This is a genomic window from Metaclostridioides mangenotii, from assembly GCF_017873185.1.
Lineage (GTDB): Bacteria > Bacillota > Clostridia > Peptostreptococcales > Peptostreptococcaceae > Metaclostridioides > Metaclostridioides mangenotii.
Genome location: NZ_JAGGJX010000002.1, coordinates 264,409 through 279,863, shown reverse-complemented (window position 1 = coordinate 279,863; position 15,455 = coordinate 264,409). Strand labels below are relative to the sequence as shown.

The window sequence follows — 15,455 nt, the reverse complement described above, 5'->3', positions numbered from 1 at the left end:
ATTAAATTACCAAAAAGGTTTTCCTATATTGAACTTACTCTATATTAACTTAAAGTCTTTTCTCGTTTATCGACTTTTCTCTTCGCAATTAACTCAGGGAAATCAATAGTAATTGAAATAATACCGAAAATAAGTAGGAATAATGGATAGTGTAGATATTTGATTACGGCAACTGATGAAACGCCTGCTATACCTACTGCTGTAAGTATTTGAGCACCATATGGTATCATACATTGCCAACAAGAAGCGAATATATCTAAAATACTGGCTATTTTTCTTGGATCTAGGTCGTATTCTTCACCTATATCTTTAGCTAAAGGCCCTGCTGTGATAATTGTAATAGTGTTATTTGCAGTACAAAGATCGATAACACTTGATAGAATCGCTATACCAAACTTTGCGCCTCTCTTACTTTTAATTTTGCTAGTTACGTAATTAAGAATAAAGTCCATACCACCGTTGTGTTTAATTAATCCAATAACTCCCCCTACCACTAAAACTAGTAGACATAGCTCTTGCATTCCTGCCATCCCTTTAGATATAGCTTCAATAAAGCCCCACATGCTAAGAGAATTTGTGAAGATACCTATAGCTCCAGCAAATACTATTCCTACACCTAGTAACATGAAAACGTTAAGTCCGGCCAATGCTCCAACTAATACACCGAGATATGGTAAAACTTTAACTACTTGGAAGGGATGACTTTCACCTGGAACAGTTTGAACACCTGAAGTCATCACTAGAATTATTATAAGACTTACAAGTGCAGCAGGTAGTACCACAAAGAAGTTTTTTATAACCTTGTCCTTCATTTGACAGCCTTGAGTACTTGCAGCCGCAATAGTAGTGTCTGAAATCATAGATAAATTATCTCCTACCATCGCTCCACCTACTATGATTGCTACTAAGAACTCCAATGGTATTCCCGTCTTTTGAGCTATTCCTATACCTATTGGTGTCAATGCAGAAACAGTACCAACTGATGTTCCCATAGATATGGATATAAAACATACAACTAGAAATAGTCCAGCTACTAATAAATTTGGCGGAAGAACAGATAAACTCATGTTTACTGTTGAGTCTACAGCTCCCATTGATGCTGCAACACTTCCAAAAGCGCCTGCTAATAAAAATATGACCAACATAATAACTATATTGCTATCTCCAGCACCTTTACAAAAAACGTCCATTTTAGTATCGAAAGAGTCTTTTTTTCCTTTGGGATTTATCATAAAAGCAACTGCTGCGGCCACTATAAAGGCTATTAAAGCTGGCATTTTATAAAAATCACCAGTTGCTATACCGCATCCCATAAATAGTAATAAAAAGACAGCAATTGGAGCAAGTGCAATTGCATTGCCTTTACCTGTTTCTTTACTTATTTCTTTACTTATTTCTTTACTTATTTCTTTACTTATTTCTTTACCTGTTTCTGTCCCTGTATCTTTATTCGATTCTTGCATAATTTTGGTCTCCTTTTAAATTTTATGTACAGTAAAGGAGAAGATATTGATTAAAAAACATCTTCTCCCTTATTATTTTTTAAAGGTAGTTTGTATGGGTGTTTCTAATTTCTATAATCTATCAAGACCTTGTTTTAAGTCTGCTATTATATCTTCTGGATCTTCAAGACCAACAGATATTCTTATTAAACCTTCTGATATACCAGCTTCAGCTCTTTCTTCTGGAGTGTAAGGAGAGTGAGTCATTGAAGCAGGATGTTGTATTAATGTTTCACAATCACCTAAGCTAACTGCTAATGTACATAATTCTAAAGAGTTTAATAGTTTTTTACCAGCTTCTAATCCGCCCTTAACTTCGAATGCTATCATACCACCTGGTTTATCCATTTGTTTTTGAGCTAATTCAAATTGAGGGAAGCTTTTTAGTCCTGGATAATTAACTTGAGTTACATTTTCATTGCTTTCTAAGAATTCTGCAACTACCATTGCACTTGCGCAATGTCTGTCCATTCTTACTTGAAGCGTTTTCATTCCTCTAATTATTAAGTATGCGTCAAATGGGCTTAATACTGAACCTGTCATATCTTTGATTCCGAATAATCTTACTTGAGTTATAAAATCTAATTTACCAGCAACGAACCCAGCTACTACATCACCGTGTCCATTTAAGTATTTAGTAGCAGAGTGAACAACAACATCAGCACCTAATTCTAATGGTCTTTGTAGGTAAGGAGTACAGAATGTATTATCAACAAATACCATACAACCTTCTACACTGTGAGCAACTTCAGAAACAGCTTCGATATCTATTAATTTTAAATCAGGATTTGCAGGTGTTTCTAAATAAACAACTTTTGTATTTGCTTTCATTGCAGCTTTAACTTCTTCTAAATTTGAAGCATCTACAAATGATACCTCTATTCCGTATCTGCTGATTCCGTGATTAAACATAGCATATGTACAACCGTATAAAGTTTTACTTGCTACAACATGATCCCCAGCCTTAAGCGCAGACCATAATGCAGAAGTTATAGCACCCATTCCAGAAGCAGTTGAAACACAAGCTTCTGCACCTTCAAGTAACGCAACTTTGTCTTCAAGTTGAGTATTAGTTGGGTTACCTAATCTTGAATATATATATCCGCCTTCTTCAAGAGCAAATCTTCTTCCTCCTTGTTCAGCACTATCAAACACGAATGTAGAAGTTTGGAAAATAGGAGTAGTTAAAGCTCCTGTTCTTGTATCTCTTTCATATCCACCGTGTACAGTTTTTGTTCCAAATTTAGCGTTTTTTAAGTTTTCCATTTTTTAATTCCTCCTAATATTTTATTTACGCTATTATATAAAAGCAATTCTCATACCAAGATTAGATTTGTACACAGAAAAATATTTTTTTAACGAATACATTGAAAAAGCTTCACTTACTGAAACGTTTTCACAATTATAATAGAACTTTATTTTAAATTAAATTCACGCTGTAAATATATATTTACATTTTCTATATTTATCGTAAACTTTTCTTTACAGCAGTAAATGTTTATTTACGCTTTTTTTACAATTAATACTATCTATCTGCTTTTTTATTCATATATTTATATATTTAGACACTATGATTTTATTTCCTTAATATTGTACTTTTTAACCTTATTCATTACAGCAGTATGTGATATACCGAGTATTTTCGCACTTTCTCTATAACTTTTTTCGCTATTATATACCTTATTAATTATTTCTTTTTCATAATCCTCCATTTCTTCTTTTAATGATTTCGGCTCTATCTTCTCTTTTTCAACAAAATTGTATACAATATCCTCATTTTTGCAAATCGAACCGCTAACAATATCCTTAGAAGTTAAAATATCACCATTACATAAATTCATAGACCTCTCAACTAAGTTTTGAAGTTCCCTTACATTACCTGGCCAATCATAACACATTAGCTCATCTATAAATTCTTTTTTAAATCCTTTTATATCTTTTTTTAACTTTTTATTAAGTTTATCTATAAAGAATTGAACTAATATAGGTATATCTTCTAATCTCTCTTTTAAACTAGGTATCTTTATTGGGATTACATTTAATCTATAATATAAATCCTCTCTGAACTCTCCATCTTTTATCATCTGTTCAAGATTTTTATGAGTAGCCGCTATTACTCTAACATCAATTTTTTCTTCCTTGCTACTTCCGATTTTTCTTATCTTACCTTCTTGGAGAACTCTGAGTAGTTTCGCTTGTATAAACATTGATAATTCTCCAATTTCATCTAAAAATATCGTTCCACAATTAGCTTCTTTAAATAGACCTTCTTTACCATTTTGCATAGCTCCTGTAAAACTCCCTTTTTCATAACCGAATAACTCACTTTCCAACAGATTTTCTGGTAGAGCTGCACAGTTAATAGCTACAAATCTTTTATCATTTCTATCACTCAAATCGTGTATTGCATTTGCGAATAGCTCTTTACCAGTACCGCTATCTCCTCTTAACAAGACTGTTGAGTCACTATTAGCTATTGCCGCTGTTACTTTTTTTACATTTTCTATACTTTTACTATCACCTATAATATTTTTAAAAGGTCCATCATTGTTAGTATTTATTATTTTCACAAGTTGTCTAGCTTTATTAACATCTTTTATAGAAATGACTGCGCCTACTGATTCATCATAATCGTTAGTTATTCTTCTGCCTGTAGTTATATAACTACTTGTAGTATTATTATGTTGTAAACTAGCTTTTATATTATCGTACTCAATACCTTCGTTTACTAGATTTACAATTGCATCGTTTTTACCTACAATATCTCTAATATCTATTCCGATTACATCTTCTTTCTTATAGTTAAATAGTTCTTGGCAGTAATTATTAAAAATATTAATTCTAAAATCTTTATCTATTGATATAATTCCTTCATCCACAGAGTTAATAACAGCAAGAAGTTGTTGTTCATTTTTTTCATACGATAACAACTGTATTTCATTTACCGATATTACATCATCTATATTGCAAATAGCTTCTTTTAATATTTCTTTAGTTTTGGCATCAATATCGTCTATTTTTACACAAACCTTTTTCGGAAAAACTTCCATAGATACTAAGTCTATTTTTTTGTTATAAAGCTTGTACAATATTTCAGTTGTAATGCCTAATCGATCTTCTGTATTTATTTCGAGTCTAATCATACAATCTTCTCCTCCATTATTAAAAGTCGTTGCCCTTTACAGTATTCATTATATTGTATTGAAAATATTAAATCTAGCTTATGACCTTCGTATATTAAATTCCTATAGTGAGTAATTTATTTAAGAGAATTACCTATACAAAAAAGTACTCCTTCTTCCATTCAAGATAGGAGTACTTTATAACCATATTATCTATATATTATTAAGCTGTAGGTTTCTTCTTTTTACCTTTAGAACTTATTCCACCATTTATCTTAATATAATCATTATGTACAGTCTTAACAGTTCCAGTAAGAGCAAGCAATGCAATTAAGTTGGGAATAACCATAAGTCCATTAAACATATCTGACATTGTCCATACAATAGAGACTTCTCCCAGTGTTCCAAGTAATACACAAACACAAACTAATACTGCATATACCTTAACAGACTTTGCTCCAAATAGATATTTTATATTTGCCTCTCCAAAGAAATACCACCCAATTATAGTAGAAAAAGCAAAGAAGAACATACAAATAGCTATAAAAATATCTCCAAACTTACCAAATACTGATGAAAATCCTGCTTGAGTAAGTGCAGTACCTATAAGAGAAGCATCTGGAGTCACAGAACGAGTTGTAATAATAACTAAAGCTGTTAAATTTAATATAACAAAAGTATCAATAAATACCCCCATCATTGCAACAAATCCTTGTTCTGATGGATAATCAACCTTCGCCACAGCATGAGCATGAGGTGTAGAACCCATACCAGCTTCATTTGAGAATAATCCACGTGCAACACCTTTACTCATAGCCTTTTGAATAGTAGCCCCGACAACTCCACCTGCAATCGACTGAGGTGCAAATGCTCCTACAAATATTTCTTGGAATGCCAAAGGTATATTCTTATAGTTTGCAAAAATAACAATTGAAGCTCCTATAATATAAAATAATGCCATAATAGGTACGATTGTTTCTGTAACTTTAGCTATTCTTCCAATACCACCTGAAAACACTATAAATGATAAGACTGCTAATACAACACCGACTAAAAGCGGATTAAAACCAAAAGCGATATCAAACGCAGCCGCGATAGAATTTGATTGTACTGCATTCCCCATAAATCCTAAAGCAAGTATAATAAACACTGCAAAAAAACCTGCTAATATTTTACCGAATTTCCCTTTAAATGCTCCCTGTATGTAATAAACAGGGCCTCCTGTTACTGTGTTATCGTCACCGATTTGCTTATATTTTTGTGCCATTGTAGCTTCTGCATAGATTGTCGCCATACCGAAAAATGCACTTATCCACATCCAAAATATTGCTCCAGGTCCACCGACTGCAATAGCCGTAGCTGCACCAGCCAAGTTCCCAGTTCCTACTTGAGCCGCCACTGCCGTAGCTAATGATTGAAATTGTGACATCCCCTCTGCGTCAGCTTTTTCACTCTTTTTGAATAAACCACCAAAAGTTCTTCTAAATCCTTCTCCAAAACCTCTAATTTGAATAAATTTTAATTGAAATGTATACCAGACACCTGTTCCAACAAGTAAAAATAGTAGGATATTTTTATCCCATAAGATACCATTTACTGCATTTACAATTTTCGATAGTACTTCCATTACAAACGCCTCCTTGTTATTGAATTTAGTTTCTCTGAGTTTTGATTTAAGTACTCAGCAAGACTTAATTTTATATCAAAGAATTTTCAACTTTATATAGAAAACTCTGCGACATTTGAAAACTAATATTCTATAACTTAATGGACTACTTTGATGAGTTTACTTATGAAGCTAAGCCTAAGTTACCTTCACTAAGATTTGACCTTGTGATATTTTTAGAAATGATATTGTTAAAAATCGTTAAATATTTTACATATTATTAACATTGTATACACTTTTATCTATATATTCAATACAAATATAGATAATGTCTATATTAAAAATATTCAGAAAAAAGTGCCTTTCCTTCATAACTATTAGTTGTACCTGTTCTTCGCAAACTTATCTCAAAAAATGTTTTTATCGATAAGATATATCAATTAAGCTCCTACTAATATATTTGCTTTTCTCGGTATTGATAATTAATATTTATTTATTGTTTTTCGATATTTTCTTATTGTTTTTTGTCAAAAAACATGTTAATATATGTTTAGTGAAGAAATTGAGGTTACAATATTAGAAATAGAAGTATTAAACAAAGAAATGTTAAGCAAAGAATATAAAATATTTATATCTACAGGGAAGGTTGAGGTAACATTATGAAAAAAGACTTAAGTTTAAAAATATTAGATAAAATTGTTTTGGTAGGAATTATTTTAACTATACTTGTGCTTTTGGCAACACCGTTGATACTAACTGCTTATTTTAAATCTGGTTTGGGAATAGTTGGAAGTAATATGCCAATGAATATATCAATAGGAATATATATTTGTGCTGCTCCTTATCTTATAGCATTATTTAATTTAAAGCGTTTATGCAAGATAATAGCATCGGAACAAATATTTTCAAGAGAAATACCTAGATATTTGAAACTAATATCATTTTGGTCCTTTAGTGAAATTTTAATATTTAACATTATTCAAATATCATTATATTACATTTTTAATATATACTTATATGGACTAACTATCATGTCATCGATTGTAGTTTCATTTGTATCTTTAGCAATAGGATTTTTATGTTTTGTTTTAGCTAAATTCTATGAAACAGCAATAGAAATAAAAGAAGAAAATGACCATACTATATAAAGATAAAAGCCAGTTTCTACATTATTTGAAGAAATTGGCTTTTTATTTAGAATAATTCAGAACCTGATTTTATAGGTATTCTTAAGTCATTAATTAACATTCATTAATCATTATTTAATATTCATTTGCGATTTATAATCTTCTAGTGACATATCCCCTCTAACAAATTTATTTTCTAGTAACGTACTCTTTTCAATTTTTGTTAAAGCCCTTTCACTCTCGATATTAATTGCATCTTCTTCACCTTCCAAAGGTTCTAAGACATGATGAAGTTTATCATAGGCATCAAAATATCGAACGCCAAATATTCTTTGTGAAACTGCATTTAAATGTATACCATCTGGATTAGGTGTTAAACCAGATGCTGCTACAAAATAACAATTCTCCTGCGTGTTAGCTAATTTTTTAAGTTCCTGATCGACTTCAATATGTTCAGTAAAATACTCACCGAGCCAACCACTTCTTAAATAATCTCCCATTCCACCTATAATAATAGGTATATCGGGCGCATTAAGTTCGCGGCGAAATGCCTCGACAATTTTTACAAACTTCTCATGATAAAGTTTGTAATTTCCTGAAGAACATTCATTTTCGCCCTGATGCCAGAGTATTGCTTCCAACTTACTGCTTTTTTGAGCTAGTTTTGCTTGAAATATAGCATGTTCAAATATCGGTCCATCCACTGCCCAGTCATCTAGGCTTGAAGCACCTTCAGCACAAGGTATTAACCCGATATCCTCATTTTCATTTTTTCTACACCACGCTGCTGCAAAAGAAGCAGAAGGCCCGATGCCCGAATATGCACGATCGTAGTTTATTGGCTCCGTCATGATTTGCCATCTCCCATTGCGTATTACTTTTATACGTTCATTGTAAATCACCGGTACATCTTTTAAAAATCCACGGCCGGCCATATTCGATTGACCAACCAGTAAGAAAGAATGTATCATAATTTTTTACCTCCTTATATTAGTGAAATAAGATCCACAAAATATATTTTGATGTATGGATCGTTACCTAATATTCCATTTAAACTCATATATTATTTGTAGCCACCCTTGAAAGTAGTAATTACTGCTGAAGTACATTTCTTATTATATATATTAGAATACTATTGTAATAGCCTTGAAAATAGTTATAATTGTTTTTTCCTATAAAAAAATACTCTACCAAAATGGTAAAGTACCTCTCTCATCTTTTTACTATTTTTCTTACTGAATCATATGATAAACAATACTTTTTGGCAATTTCCGTTATCGAAACGCCACTTTCGTATAGATAGATTATCTCACTATTGCGTTTGTTATAATAATCTCTTGAACCACTATTTTCTCCCCATTTTTGCTTTTTACCAGCTACGGGAATGTACAGTAGCTCACCATTTACATAATTCAAAATCTCGTTTAATAGCTCTTCTGGAAGCACGTCTGCCGCGTTAGTATACTTCATAATTTCTACCCCTTTACTTATTAAATAGTTAAATAAAGTGCAGAATCAGCAGATGATGCAACTTACAAACCCATACAGATTGTTGCACCTCTACTATTCTGCATGGGAATGTACACTTTTTAAGTTATTTTGATTTTTAATCTTTTTAAACATACCTATCACCTCGCTCGCTTACAATTATACAGACGAGTATAACACATGAGATAGATATGTCAATATTTTAGTATTTACACCGATATAGACCTTAAAATTTATATAGATTTAAATTAATTTAACCTAAAATTTATTTGAACTTAAACGATTTATGTGCTTTAGCAAATATTAGAGATTTATGAATATAAAACAAGCTATAAGCTAATATTAGTTTATAATTGAGATAAGGTTGTAATCTGGAAAACAAATTATTTCTCTGTTATAATTAATTAAAATACATTTTTTATGGAGACGTGCAGATGAGCAAAGCAAAAATACACAAGATCTTTGAAAATGAAGAAGCAAAGAGATTATTTAAGCAAGCTTTAAAGGATAGCAATGGTTTTTCAGCGTTTGATTTAAATAGTCTATATATAACTGAAGAAATGGTTAAAAAATGGTATGACAATTTTAATTCAAATAATGACGGAAATAATTAGTCTAGGTTTAGACTAAAAACTATTCATAGTTTTGCCATTTTGATTGACTTTTTTAATTTTAAAATAATAAAATGCTACAAACTGGTATTTTATATTAAATTAACATGGTCTCATTATAAAAAAAGAGATTAAGCATATATCGCTTAATCTCTTTCTTTATCTAAATTTATATAACTTTAATCATTTTATTTAATATTAATCATTTTCCTCTAACCATTTATTTAGAACTTCTACATACTTATCAAATTCTTCAACAAACGGCATATGTCTTGAGTACTCAAATAACTCCCATTTGCTGTTAGGAATTCTATCATACATAGTTTTTGCAATATATGGTGAGCTTAAATCTATCGCTCCACTAGTTATCAAACAAGGTTCCTTTATTTCATGTAATCTGTCTGTAAACTCATATCCAGCAAGAGTACCAGTTGGAGAAAATTCATTTTGTCCCCATCCTACAACATAAGCTTCAGAACCAGCTTTTTTAGGTCTTCTTAAGCACTCTGGAGAATCTTCAGTTACCTCGCCTGCACAGTACATTAGCATAAACTTGTCCAATGCTTCAGCATATTCTTTACTAGAATAATCTCCTGTTTTCTCTGCCTCAAGCAAAGGTTTTCTATAAACTTCATCCATATATGATATTCTTCTCTTTTGCTCTTTTTCCCAAAGCTTTGCAGAAGAAAGAGTAGATGAAAGGATATAAGACTTAATTCCCTTTGGTTTATGCTCAAGAGCATACCAAATAGCCTGCATTCCTCCCCAAGATTGACCTAATAGGTGAATCTCTTCAAGTCCTAGATGTTTTCTTAATTCAATAAGTTCTTCTATCCAAGTTTCAGCATTAAATAACTCAGGATGACCTTCCACAAATGAATTACCACAACCAATTTGGTCGTACATTATTACTTGTCTACCACTTTCAGCAATCTTGTCCAATACCTCAAAATAGTTATGTGTAGAACCTGGACCTCCGTGAAGTAGTACTAGTGGCTTCTTCCCTTCAGTAGCTTCACCTACTACACGGTAATAAGTTTTGAAACCTTTAAAAGGCATATATCCTTCAGTGATTTTCATATTTACTCCTCCAATTTATTATTAGGAACGATAATTAGTTCCCTAATAAGACTGTTTTAAAATTTATCAGTCATATTTAATATGTATTTAAATTTCTATATTTACTTTCATAAATAGTATAACATATAAGTAAATAATCTCCATAGATAGCAAATATAAAATTTAATTAATATATAAATTAATATGTAATTTATATCTATAGGTTTACATAATATGGATGCTTCTAATTTCGATTTTCAAAGATATACAGGCTTAATATAAATAAAGTTAAAAAATTAAATCATATCGTTTAATATCTTAATACACTCCTTTTCAATACATAATATACTAATACTAATAACCTTTCTTTCAAAAATAATATCTCAGAAAGGATATAAGGCCAAAAAGCAACTAAATCATTTTAAATAACCTAGTTGCTTTATTAGAAAATAAACATTTAATTTAATTTTTATATCGATTATGCCTTTACCAATATATTAAATAATTTAACATCGGTTAAAGCTTCTACACCATAATTTATATCAGCTTCCATCGCAACAACATCACCTCGATTTAACACAACTTCATCGCTTTCATTGTACAAAATTTTAGCAATGCCTTCTATCATTACAAATAATGTTTCCATTTCATAATACTCTTTATCTATACTTTCCCCACAAGCATAAGAAAAAAATCTTATCTCTGTATTATCATTATCTATTAATGCCTTACTCGCTATAGTATTTCCTGTATGACTTATCATATCAGTCATAGCAATAGCCTCAAATGGTTTTATATTTCTTAAATATCTCATAATCTAATCCTCTTTTACTACTACTAAAAGCATTTTCATATCTTCTTTTGCAGTTACTTGATGTTGTATATTAGCTGGCATTACTACTAATTGACCTTTTGTAGCTTCCATTGTTTCTTCCCCTATTTTTACAGTCGCAACACCTTGGTGTATATATATTAAAGCGTCTCCCTTAGCTGCATGAGGTCCAACACCTTCACCTTTTCCAAATGCTAGAGCTGTTACTCCTACACCTTTCTTCTGAGCCATAGTTACTGTTTCTATTTGACCTTCTTTACAACTTACTAAACTATCGAAATCAACTGCTTTTGATTTTTCTATGTTTCTTATTAATTCTTCCATTTTATTTTCTCCTTATCTAAATTGTATTTATAATAATTTTATATAAATAAATAATTTTAATTAATCTGATAATTTTACTATCACTATCCAATAATTTTTAACTAATCAATCTACTTAACCCAATTTATTATTTCCTTTCTATGTCCTATAAATTCATCAGAATTTATATCTCTACTGCCAATGCTGTCTTTTTCAAGATTTTGACTCTTAGTAATGACGTAATTTTGGATTTGGATAGGTTAAATTCAATTCTTATGGATTAAAGTTTTGCTTAAATTTGTTAAGGATATATTTAATTAATTATCTAAAATATATTTTAACTTATCTTTCAATAATTCCTTAATAATAAGGTACAAAAAAAGGCCCTATTATAGATTGCACACTTTTTTGCACTATATAGGGTCCATTTCTTTTTACTATTCACTTTTCTTCTTAAATTGATTTATGCTCTTAGGCATTTTAGGTTGGTGAGAAATTGTCGATGATGTTGAATTGGCTGATAATTTCAGTGTATTTATTGCTATAGCACCTACCTTTTCTAAAACTACAGAACTTAAATTTTTTTTCATAACTTTGTCACTCCTCTCTTTATTATACCTAATACTAACATTATAAAAATACAAACAATAACAGATGATGCATACATTGAATACTCATATGTGATTGTATAATTAATGCCCAAAATTATTAACAATAAAAGAAAACTACATATGTACATAACTATTTTTTTATATTTCTTTTTTTCTTTTTCACTTAATGGATTGTGTCGATGTTCCTGTGGAGCTAAAAAGCTTATTCCTATATAACTTATTAATGTTATTACAATCATAATAATATTAGCATTAAAAGATACTAGCATATCAACCATATATATATTAGTTATATATAATATCATAAAAGCTAATAAACATCTACGATAATTTTCAGCATGAAATCCACCGGAAAATTGTCGTATAGGACAATAAAATGCTAAAAATATTACTGTTTCTATAAATCTACCGAACATATACCCTATAGCTAAAATCACTGACATCTGAATTAAAAATGCAACTATAGTCTCAAAAGCATACTGATAAAGTTCATAGTCCTCAGAGTCAATTGTTTCTTTTTTTATTAAATATGTTGTTATTTTATTAGCGCTAGACTTAACCATAATACTTCCTCCAGATCTTTCGTTACTTCTACGTTATTTATGTACTTTTGTTTGGCTGTGATATTCTTTGAGTCAATGGAATTAGAATAGTCATAATTAAATTATCATCTGATATTTGAACAACACCATTGTATTTTTCTATTGTCCTATTTATACTATTAACACCTATCTCATGAGAAAAAGTCTCCTGTTCATCTATATCAATATCTTTAACTATTTTTAAGTATCCCGCTGAATTTGTACATTTTATTACAAAAAAGTTATTAATAATTTTTCCAGATATCGTAATTTTTTTTAGATTTTTTTTACTTTTTTGTTCAGTATCAATTGCACGATCTAACATATTAGAAAATAAATTACATATATCTATTACCTCTAGGAAATAGCATTGAGAGAAATCTATATTTACACATAACTCTATATCATTTTCATCGCATATAATTTTTTTTTCCGTTAGAATTAGATCTAAAACATTGTTTTGTGTATCAAATAATGTTTCTAAACCAAACTGTGCTTTTTCTAAGCTTAGATAGTGTCTATATTGATTATACATTTTATCCTTGAACAACTTATTTTCATATCTTAATTCACTTGCTTTTACAATCTTTGATACTATTAAAACAAATAAGATATTTGAAAATAATAGAAACAAAGATACAACCAATATCGCCATTCCTATATTAGTTGTGACAATTATTGATTTATCAAATAAAAAGAATACCATTGCTACTAGACTCATTACATTGGCTAAAATTGGAATAAATACTAATAAATATTCTTTTTTATTAATTTTCAAGGTACATTTTATACTTTTTATTATAGGTATTACTAATAATAAAATTGACTTAGTTATAATTACCAATTCCAATCTATATAAATTATCAGCTAATAATAAATTAATATTATCTAATGAATGTAATAAAACTAAGATACTGCAAACAACTAAATCATTGACTGTCAGTATAGTCCAAAACATTGTACTTATTAATATACCTTGGAATATACTTGTGTCATAATTAAATTTATATAGTATAAAAGATAAAATAATACACATAAAGATTTTTAAGTTCACCATATAATTATTAAGTGTCATAAAAACCACTATTGAAACAAACGCTATTAAACATAAATATACGATTTTTTTACTTCTTCTAACAGTACTAATATTATTAAAGATAAAATTTAACACAGCCCATTCCATAAATGTAGTTAAAACCGTTAATATAGACCAATAAGTACTTGTTTCTAACATAGTTCCCCCTCCCCTAGTTTTAGATAAAATTATTTCTAAAAGCTCGTCTGACTAAATTCTATCATATAGTAATATTAATTTACAACTTATCACTAGAGAAAGCAATTGATCTTTTTCGACTATTTATTTGAATACTTTATAAAAGGATAGTAAACATTGTGCATAATATTTAAAATGCCTTTTTTTAATTACAAGATAATATACACTTTTATATTATTCGATATATAGTGACTTATAACTCAACAAGATTATAGCTTTTTTAGACAATTAAATAAATTATAATAAAATAATAATTAAGCTAGCATCATACAATTCTATCTATTTTTGTTTTAATATATCTACTAAATATTCCCCATTTCATAATTTATTTAATTGATAATTATTTCATTTCTTTGTTGCTATTCCTATTTCTCCTACAAATTTCATTATGTCTATTTGATGAACAATTCCAATACCTCTTTCTTCATCACCCAAGATTATTAACTTGTCGCCAACATTGACATTAAATACCTCTCTTGCTTTTTGGGGGATAGCTATTTGACCTTGATCTTCAACTGATACAATTCCAAAAAAGTGTTTTCCTTTAGGCGGTATCACAATTCCTGATTCCTCCTCTGAATGGTTAACATATAAATCTGCTAGTGCAATGCAACTATTTATATCAGGTACAGATTCACCGTTTTCCCATTTCGCAACAGATTGTCTTGAGACATTAATACTTTCAGCTACATATTTTTGTTGTATTGCCTATTTTTTCTTAGTCTTTTTTAATTAATATTAAGCATCTTTATATTTCCTCTCATGTATATTTTATTTAACTTAATTTTTTATGTCTATCAACCAAAGTTAACATTGAAGTATATATTTATAGAAATAAAACACATTGACAAAGCTGTCAATGTGTTTTTATAAATTATATGAAATAAGTATGCCAAATTTTAATGCTGTTTTTCTAGATTTTGTTATGGAATACAATATCCAATTAGAACAAATACGTAAATCTCTTTTCTACATAGTGATTCGCAGAAGTCTAGTGCTCATTGCAATAAGCTTACAATACAAAATATATATTTGCTATTTAAAATTTTTTGTTCCCAACTTTTTTCTTCTATTACTTCATCAACATACTTTAAAGATTCTAATATAATTTTTCTTTCTTGATAACTATATATTGATTTTTTGCCTTTTATGATATTAAACTCATCACTAGATAAACCTACAATTAGGTAATCTCCCAAACTTTTCGCTCTTCTTAACAAATTTATATGTCCTATATGGAGTAAATTGAAAGTTCCATATGTTATAACTTTTTTCATCTACACAGCCTTCCTATAACTAATCCATTCATATCATTGATATATCCTCAACTATATCTATAT

General features: G+C 29.5%; 16 protein-coding genes. 2 read left to right on the top strand and 14 right to left on the bottom strand.

What is annotated here, in order from left to right:
• Positions 1-44: 44 nt before the first annotated feature.
• The 4 genes from J2Z43_RS07420 to J2Z43_RS07405 all read right to left on the bottom strand — a co-directional run bounded on the left by J2Z43_RS07420 (position 45) and on the right by J2Z43_RS07405 (position 6,251).
• Entirely contained in the window at positions 45-1,463 is a 1,419-nt protein-coding gene (locus tag J2Z43_RS07420) for a Na+/H+ antiporter NhaC family protein (protein WP_209456593.1), read from the bottom strand.
• 111 nt (positions 1,464-1,574) lie between these two features.
• Entirely contained in the window at positions 1,575-2,768 is a 1,194-nt protein-coding gene (gene megL, locus J2Z43_RS07415; RefSeq protein WP_209456592.1) for a methionine gamma-lyase, read from the bottom strand.
• A 302-nt stretch (positions 2,769-3,070) separates the two neighbouring features.
• Positions 3,071-4,645 carry a sigma 54-interacting transcriptional regulator gene (locus J2Z43_RS07410; protein ID WP_209456591.1) on the bottom strand — a complete coding sequence of 525 codons (1,575 nt, stop codon included), beginning with the start codon at positions 4,643-4,645 and terminating at the stop codon, positions 3,071-3,073.
• Between the two features lie 202 nt (positions 4,646-4,847).
• On the bottom strand, positions 4,848-6,251 hold the full coding sequence (locus J2Z43_RS07405) for an alanine/glycine:cation symporter family protein (RefSeq protein ID WP_209456590.1): 1,404 nt from the start codon (positions 6,249-6,251) through the stop codon (positions 4,848-4,850).
• Between the two features lie 638 nt (positions 6,252-6,889).
• Between J2Z43_RS07405 and J2Z43_RS07400 the strand changes: the two genes are divergently transcribed.
• On the top strand, positions 6,890-7,378 hold the full coding sequence (locus J2Z43_RS07400; protein WP_209456589.1) for a DUF2975 domain-containing protein: 489 nt from the start codon (positions 6,890-6,892) through the stop codon (positions 7,376-7,378).
• A gap of 110 nt (positions 7,379-7,488) precedes the next feature.
• On the opposite strand, the gene J2Z43_RS07395 is transcribed toward J2Z43_RS07400, so the two are convergent.
• Both J2Z43_RS07395 and J2Z43_RS07390 read right to left on the bottom strand, forming a co-directional pair.
• Entirely contained in the window at positions 7,489-8,328 is an 840-nt protein-coding gene (locus tag J2Z43_RS07395; protein ID WP_209456588.1) for a sialate O-acetylesterase, read from the bottom strand.
• A 241-nt stretch (positions 8,329-8,569) separates the two neighbouring features.
• Positions 8,570-8,827, bottom strand: coding sequence for a CD3324 family protein (locus J2Z43_RS07390; RefSeq protein WP_209456587.1), 258 nt, complete (start codon positions 8,825-8,827; stop codon positions 8,570-8,572).
• Between the two features lie 452 nt (positions 8,828-9,279).
• Between J2Z43_RS07390 and J2Z43_RS07385 the strand changes: the two genes are divergently transcribed.
• Positions 9,280-9,459, top strand: a complete 180-nt coding sequence (locus tag J2Z43_RS07385; protein WP_209456586.1) for a hypothetical protein — start codon at positions 9,280-9,282, stop codon at positions 9,457-9,459.
• A gap of 195 nt (positions 9,460-9,654) precedes the next feature.
• Here J2Z43_RS07385 and pepI read toward each other — a convergent pair whose 3' ends face one another.
• From pepI to J2Z43_RS07345, 8 genes are all read right to left on the bottom strand, one after another.
• On the bottom strand, positions 9,655-10,536 hold the full coding sequence (gene pepI, locus J2Z43_RS07380) for a proline iminopeptidase (RefSeq protein WP_027701198.1): 882 nt from the start codon (positions 10,534-10,536) through the stop codon (positions 9,655-9,657).
• 457 nt (positions 10,537-10,993) lie between these two features.
• The gene (locus tag J2Z43_RS07375) at positions 10,994-11,329 is read right to left on the bottom strand and encodes a cupin domain-containing protein (protein ID WP_209456585.1); all 336 of its coding nucleotides are present in this window, start codon (positions 11,327-11,329) and stop codon (positions 10,994-10,996) included.
• A 3-nt stretch (positions 11,330-11,332) separates the two neighbouring features.
• Complete coding sequence (locus J2Z43_RS07370; RefSeq protein WP_027701196.1) at positions 11,333-11,671, bottom strand: cupin domain-containing protein; 339 nt, start codon at positions 11,669-11,671, stop codon at positions 11,333-11,335.
• 416 nt (positions 11,672-12,087) lie between these two features.
• Positions 12,088-12,240 carry an AgrD family cyclic lactone autoinducer peptide gene (locus J2Z43_RS07365; protein WP_209456584.1) on the bottom strand — a complete coding sequence of 51 codons (153 nt, stop codon included), beginning with the start codon at positions 12,238-12,240 and terminating at the stop codon, positions 12,088-12,090.
• Positions 12,237-12,824 (bottom strand): accessory gene regulator ArgB-like protein, encoded by a 588-nt coding sequence (locus J2Z43_RS07360; RefSeq protein ID WP_209456583.1) that lies wholly within the window; start codon positions 12,822-12,824, stop codon positions 12,237-12,239. Before J2Z43_RS07360 ends, J2Z43_RS07365 begins: the two co-directional genes overlap by 4 nt.
• 37 nt (positions 12,825-12,861) lie before the next feature.
• Positions 12,862-14,076 carry a GHKL domain-containing protein gene (locus J2Z43_RS07355; protein WP_209456582.1) on the bottom strand — a complete coding sequence of 405 codons (1,215 nt, stop codon included), beginning with the start codon at positions 14,074-14,076 and terminating at the stop codon, positions 12,862-12,864.
• A 384-nt stretch (positions 14,077-14,460) separates the two neighbouring features.
• Positions 14,461-14,673, bottom strand: a complete 213-nt coding sequence (locus J2Z43_RS15155) for an AbrB/MazE/SpoVT family DNA-binding domain-containing protein (RefSeq protein ID WP_327786939.1) — start codon at positions 14,671-14,673, stop codon at positions 14,461-14,463.
• 440 nt (positions 14,674-15,113) lie between these two features.
• Positions 15,114-15,392: an adenylyltransferase/cytidyltransferase family protein gene (locus J2Z43_RS07345; protein WP_209456581.1), complete on the bottom strand. Its 279-nt coding sequence runs from the start codon at positions 15,390-15,392 to the stop codon at positions 15,114-15,116.
• Positions 15,393-15,455 lie beyond the last annotated feature (63 nt).

Excerpts from the sequence above, each read along its gene's own strand:
- J2Z43_RS07420 (WP_209456593.1), bottom strand. The coding sequence starts at position 1,463 with ATGCAAGAATCGAATAAAGATACAGGGACAGAAACAGGTAAAGAAATA.
- megL (WP_209456592.1), bottom strand. The coding sequence starts at position 2,768 with ATGGAAAACTTAAAAAACGCTAAATTTGGAACAAAAACTGTACACGGT.
- J2Z43_RS07410 (WP_209456591.1), bottom strand. The coding sequence starts at position 4,645 with ATGATTAGACTCGAAATAAATACAGAAGATCGATTAGGCATTACAACT.
- J2Z43_RS07405 (WP_209456590.1), bottom strand. The coding sequence starts at position 6,251 with ATGGAAGTACTATCGAAAATTGTAAATGCAGTAAATGGTATCTTATGG.
- J2Z43_RS07400 (WP_209456589.1), top strand. The coding sequence starts at position 6,890 with ATGAAAAAAGACTTAAGTTTAAAAATATTAGATAAAATTGTTTTGGTA.
- J2Z43_RS07395 (WP_209456588.1), bottom strand. The coding sequence starts at position 8,328 with ATGATACATTCTTTCTTACTGGTTGGTCAATCGAATATGGCCGGCCGT.
- J2Z43_RS07390 (WP_209456587.1), bottom strand. The coding sequence starts at position 8,827 with ATGAAGTATACTAACGCGGCAGACGTGCTTCCAGAAGAGCTATTAAAC.
- J2Z43_RS07385 (WP_209456586.1), top strand. The coding sequence starts at position 9,280 with ATGAGCAAAGCAAAAATACACAAGATCTTTGAAAATGAAGAAGCAAAG.
- pepI (WP_027701198.1), bottom strand. The coding sequence starts at position 10,536 with ATGAAAATCACTGAAGGATATATGCCTTTTAAAGGTTTCAAAACTTAT.
- J2Z43_RS07375 (WP_209456585.1), bottom strand. The coding sequence starts at position 11,329 with ATGAGATATTTAAGAAATATAAAACCATTTGAGGCTATTGCTATGACT.
- J2Z43_RS07370 (WP_027701196.1), bottom strand. The coding sequence starts at position 11,671 with ATGGAAGAATTAATAAGAAACATAGAAAAATCAAAAGCAGTTGATTTC.
- J2Z43_RS07365 (WP_209456584.1), bottom strand. The coding sequence starts at position 12,240 with ATGAAAAAAAATTTAAGTTCTGTAGTTTTAGAAAAGGTAGGTGCTATA.
- J2Z43_RS07360 (WP_209456583.1), bottom strand. The coding sequence starts at position 12,824 with ATGGTTAAGTCTAGCGCTAATAAAATAACAACATATTTAATAAAAAAA.
- J2Z43_RS07355 (WP_209456582.1), bottom strand. The coding sequence starts at position 14,076 with ATGTTAGAAACAAGTACTTATTGGTCTATATTAACGGTTTTAACTACA.
- J2Z43_RS07345 (WP_209456581.1), bottom strand. The coding sequence starts at position 15,392 with ATGAAAAAAGTTATAACATATGGAACTTTCAATTTACTCCATATAGGA.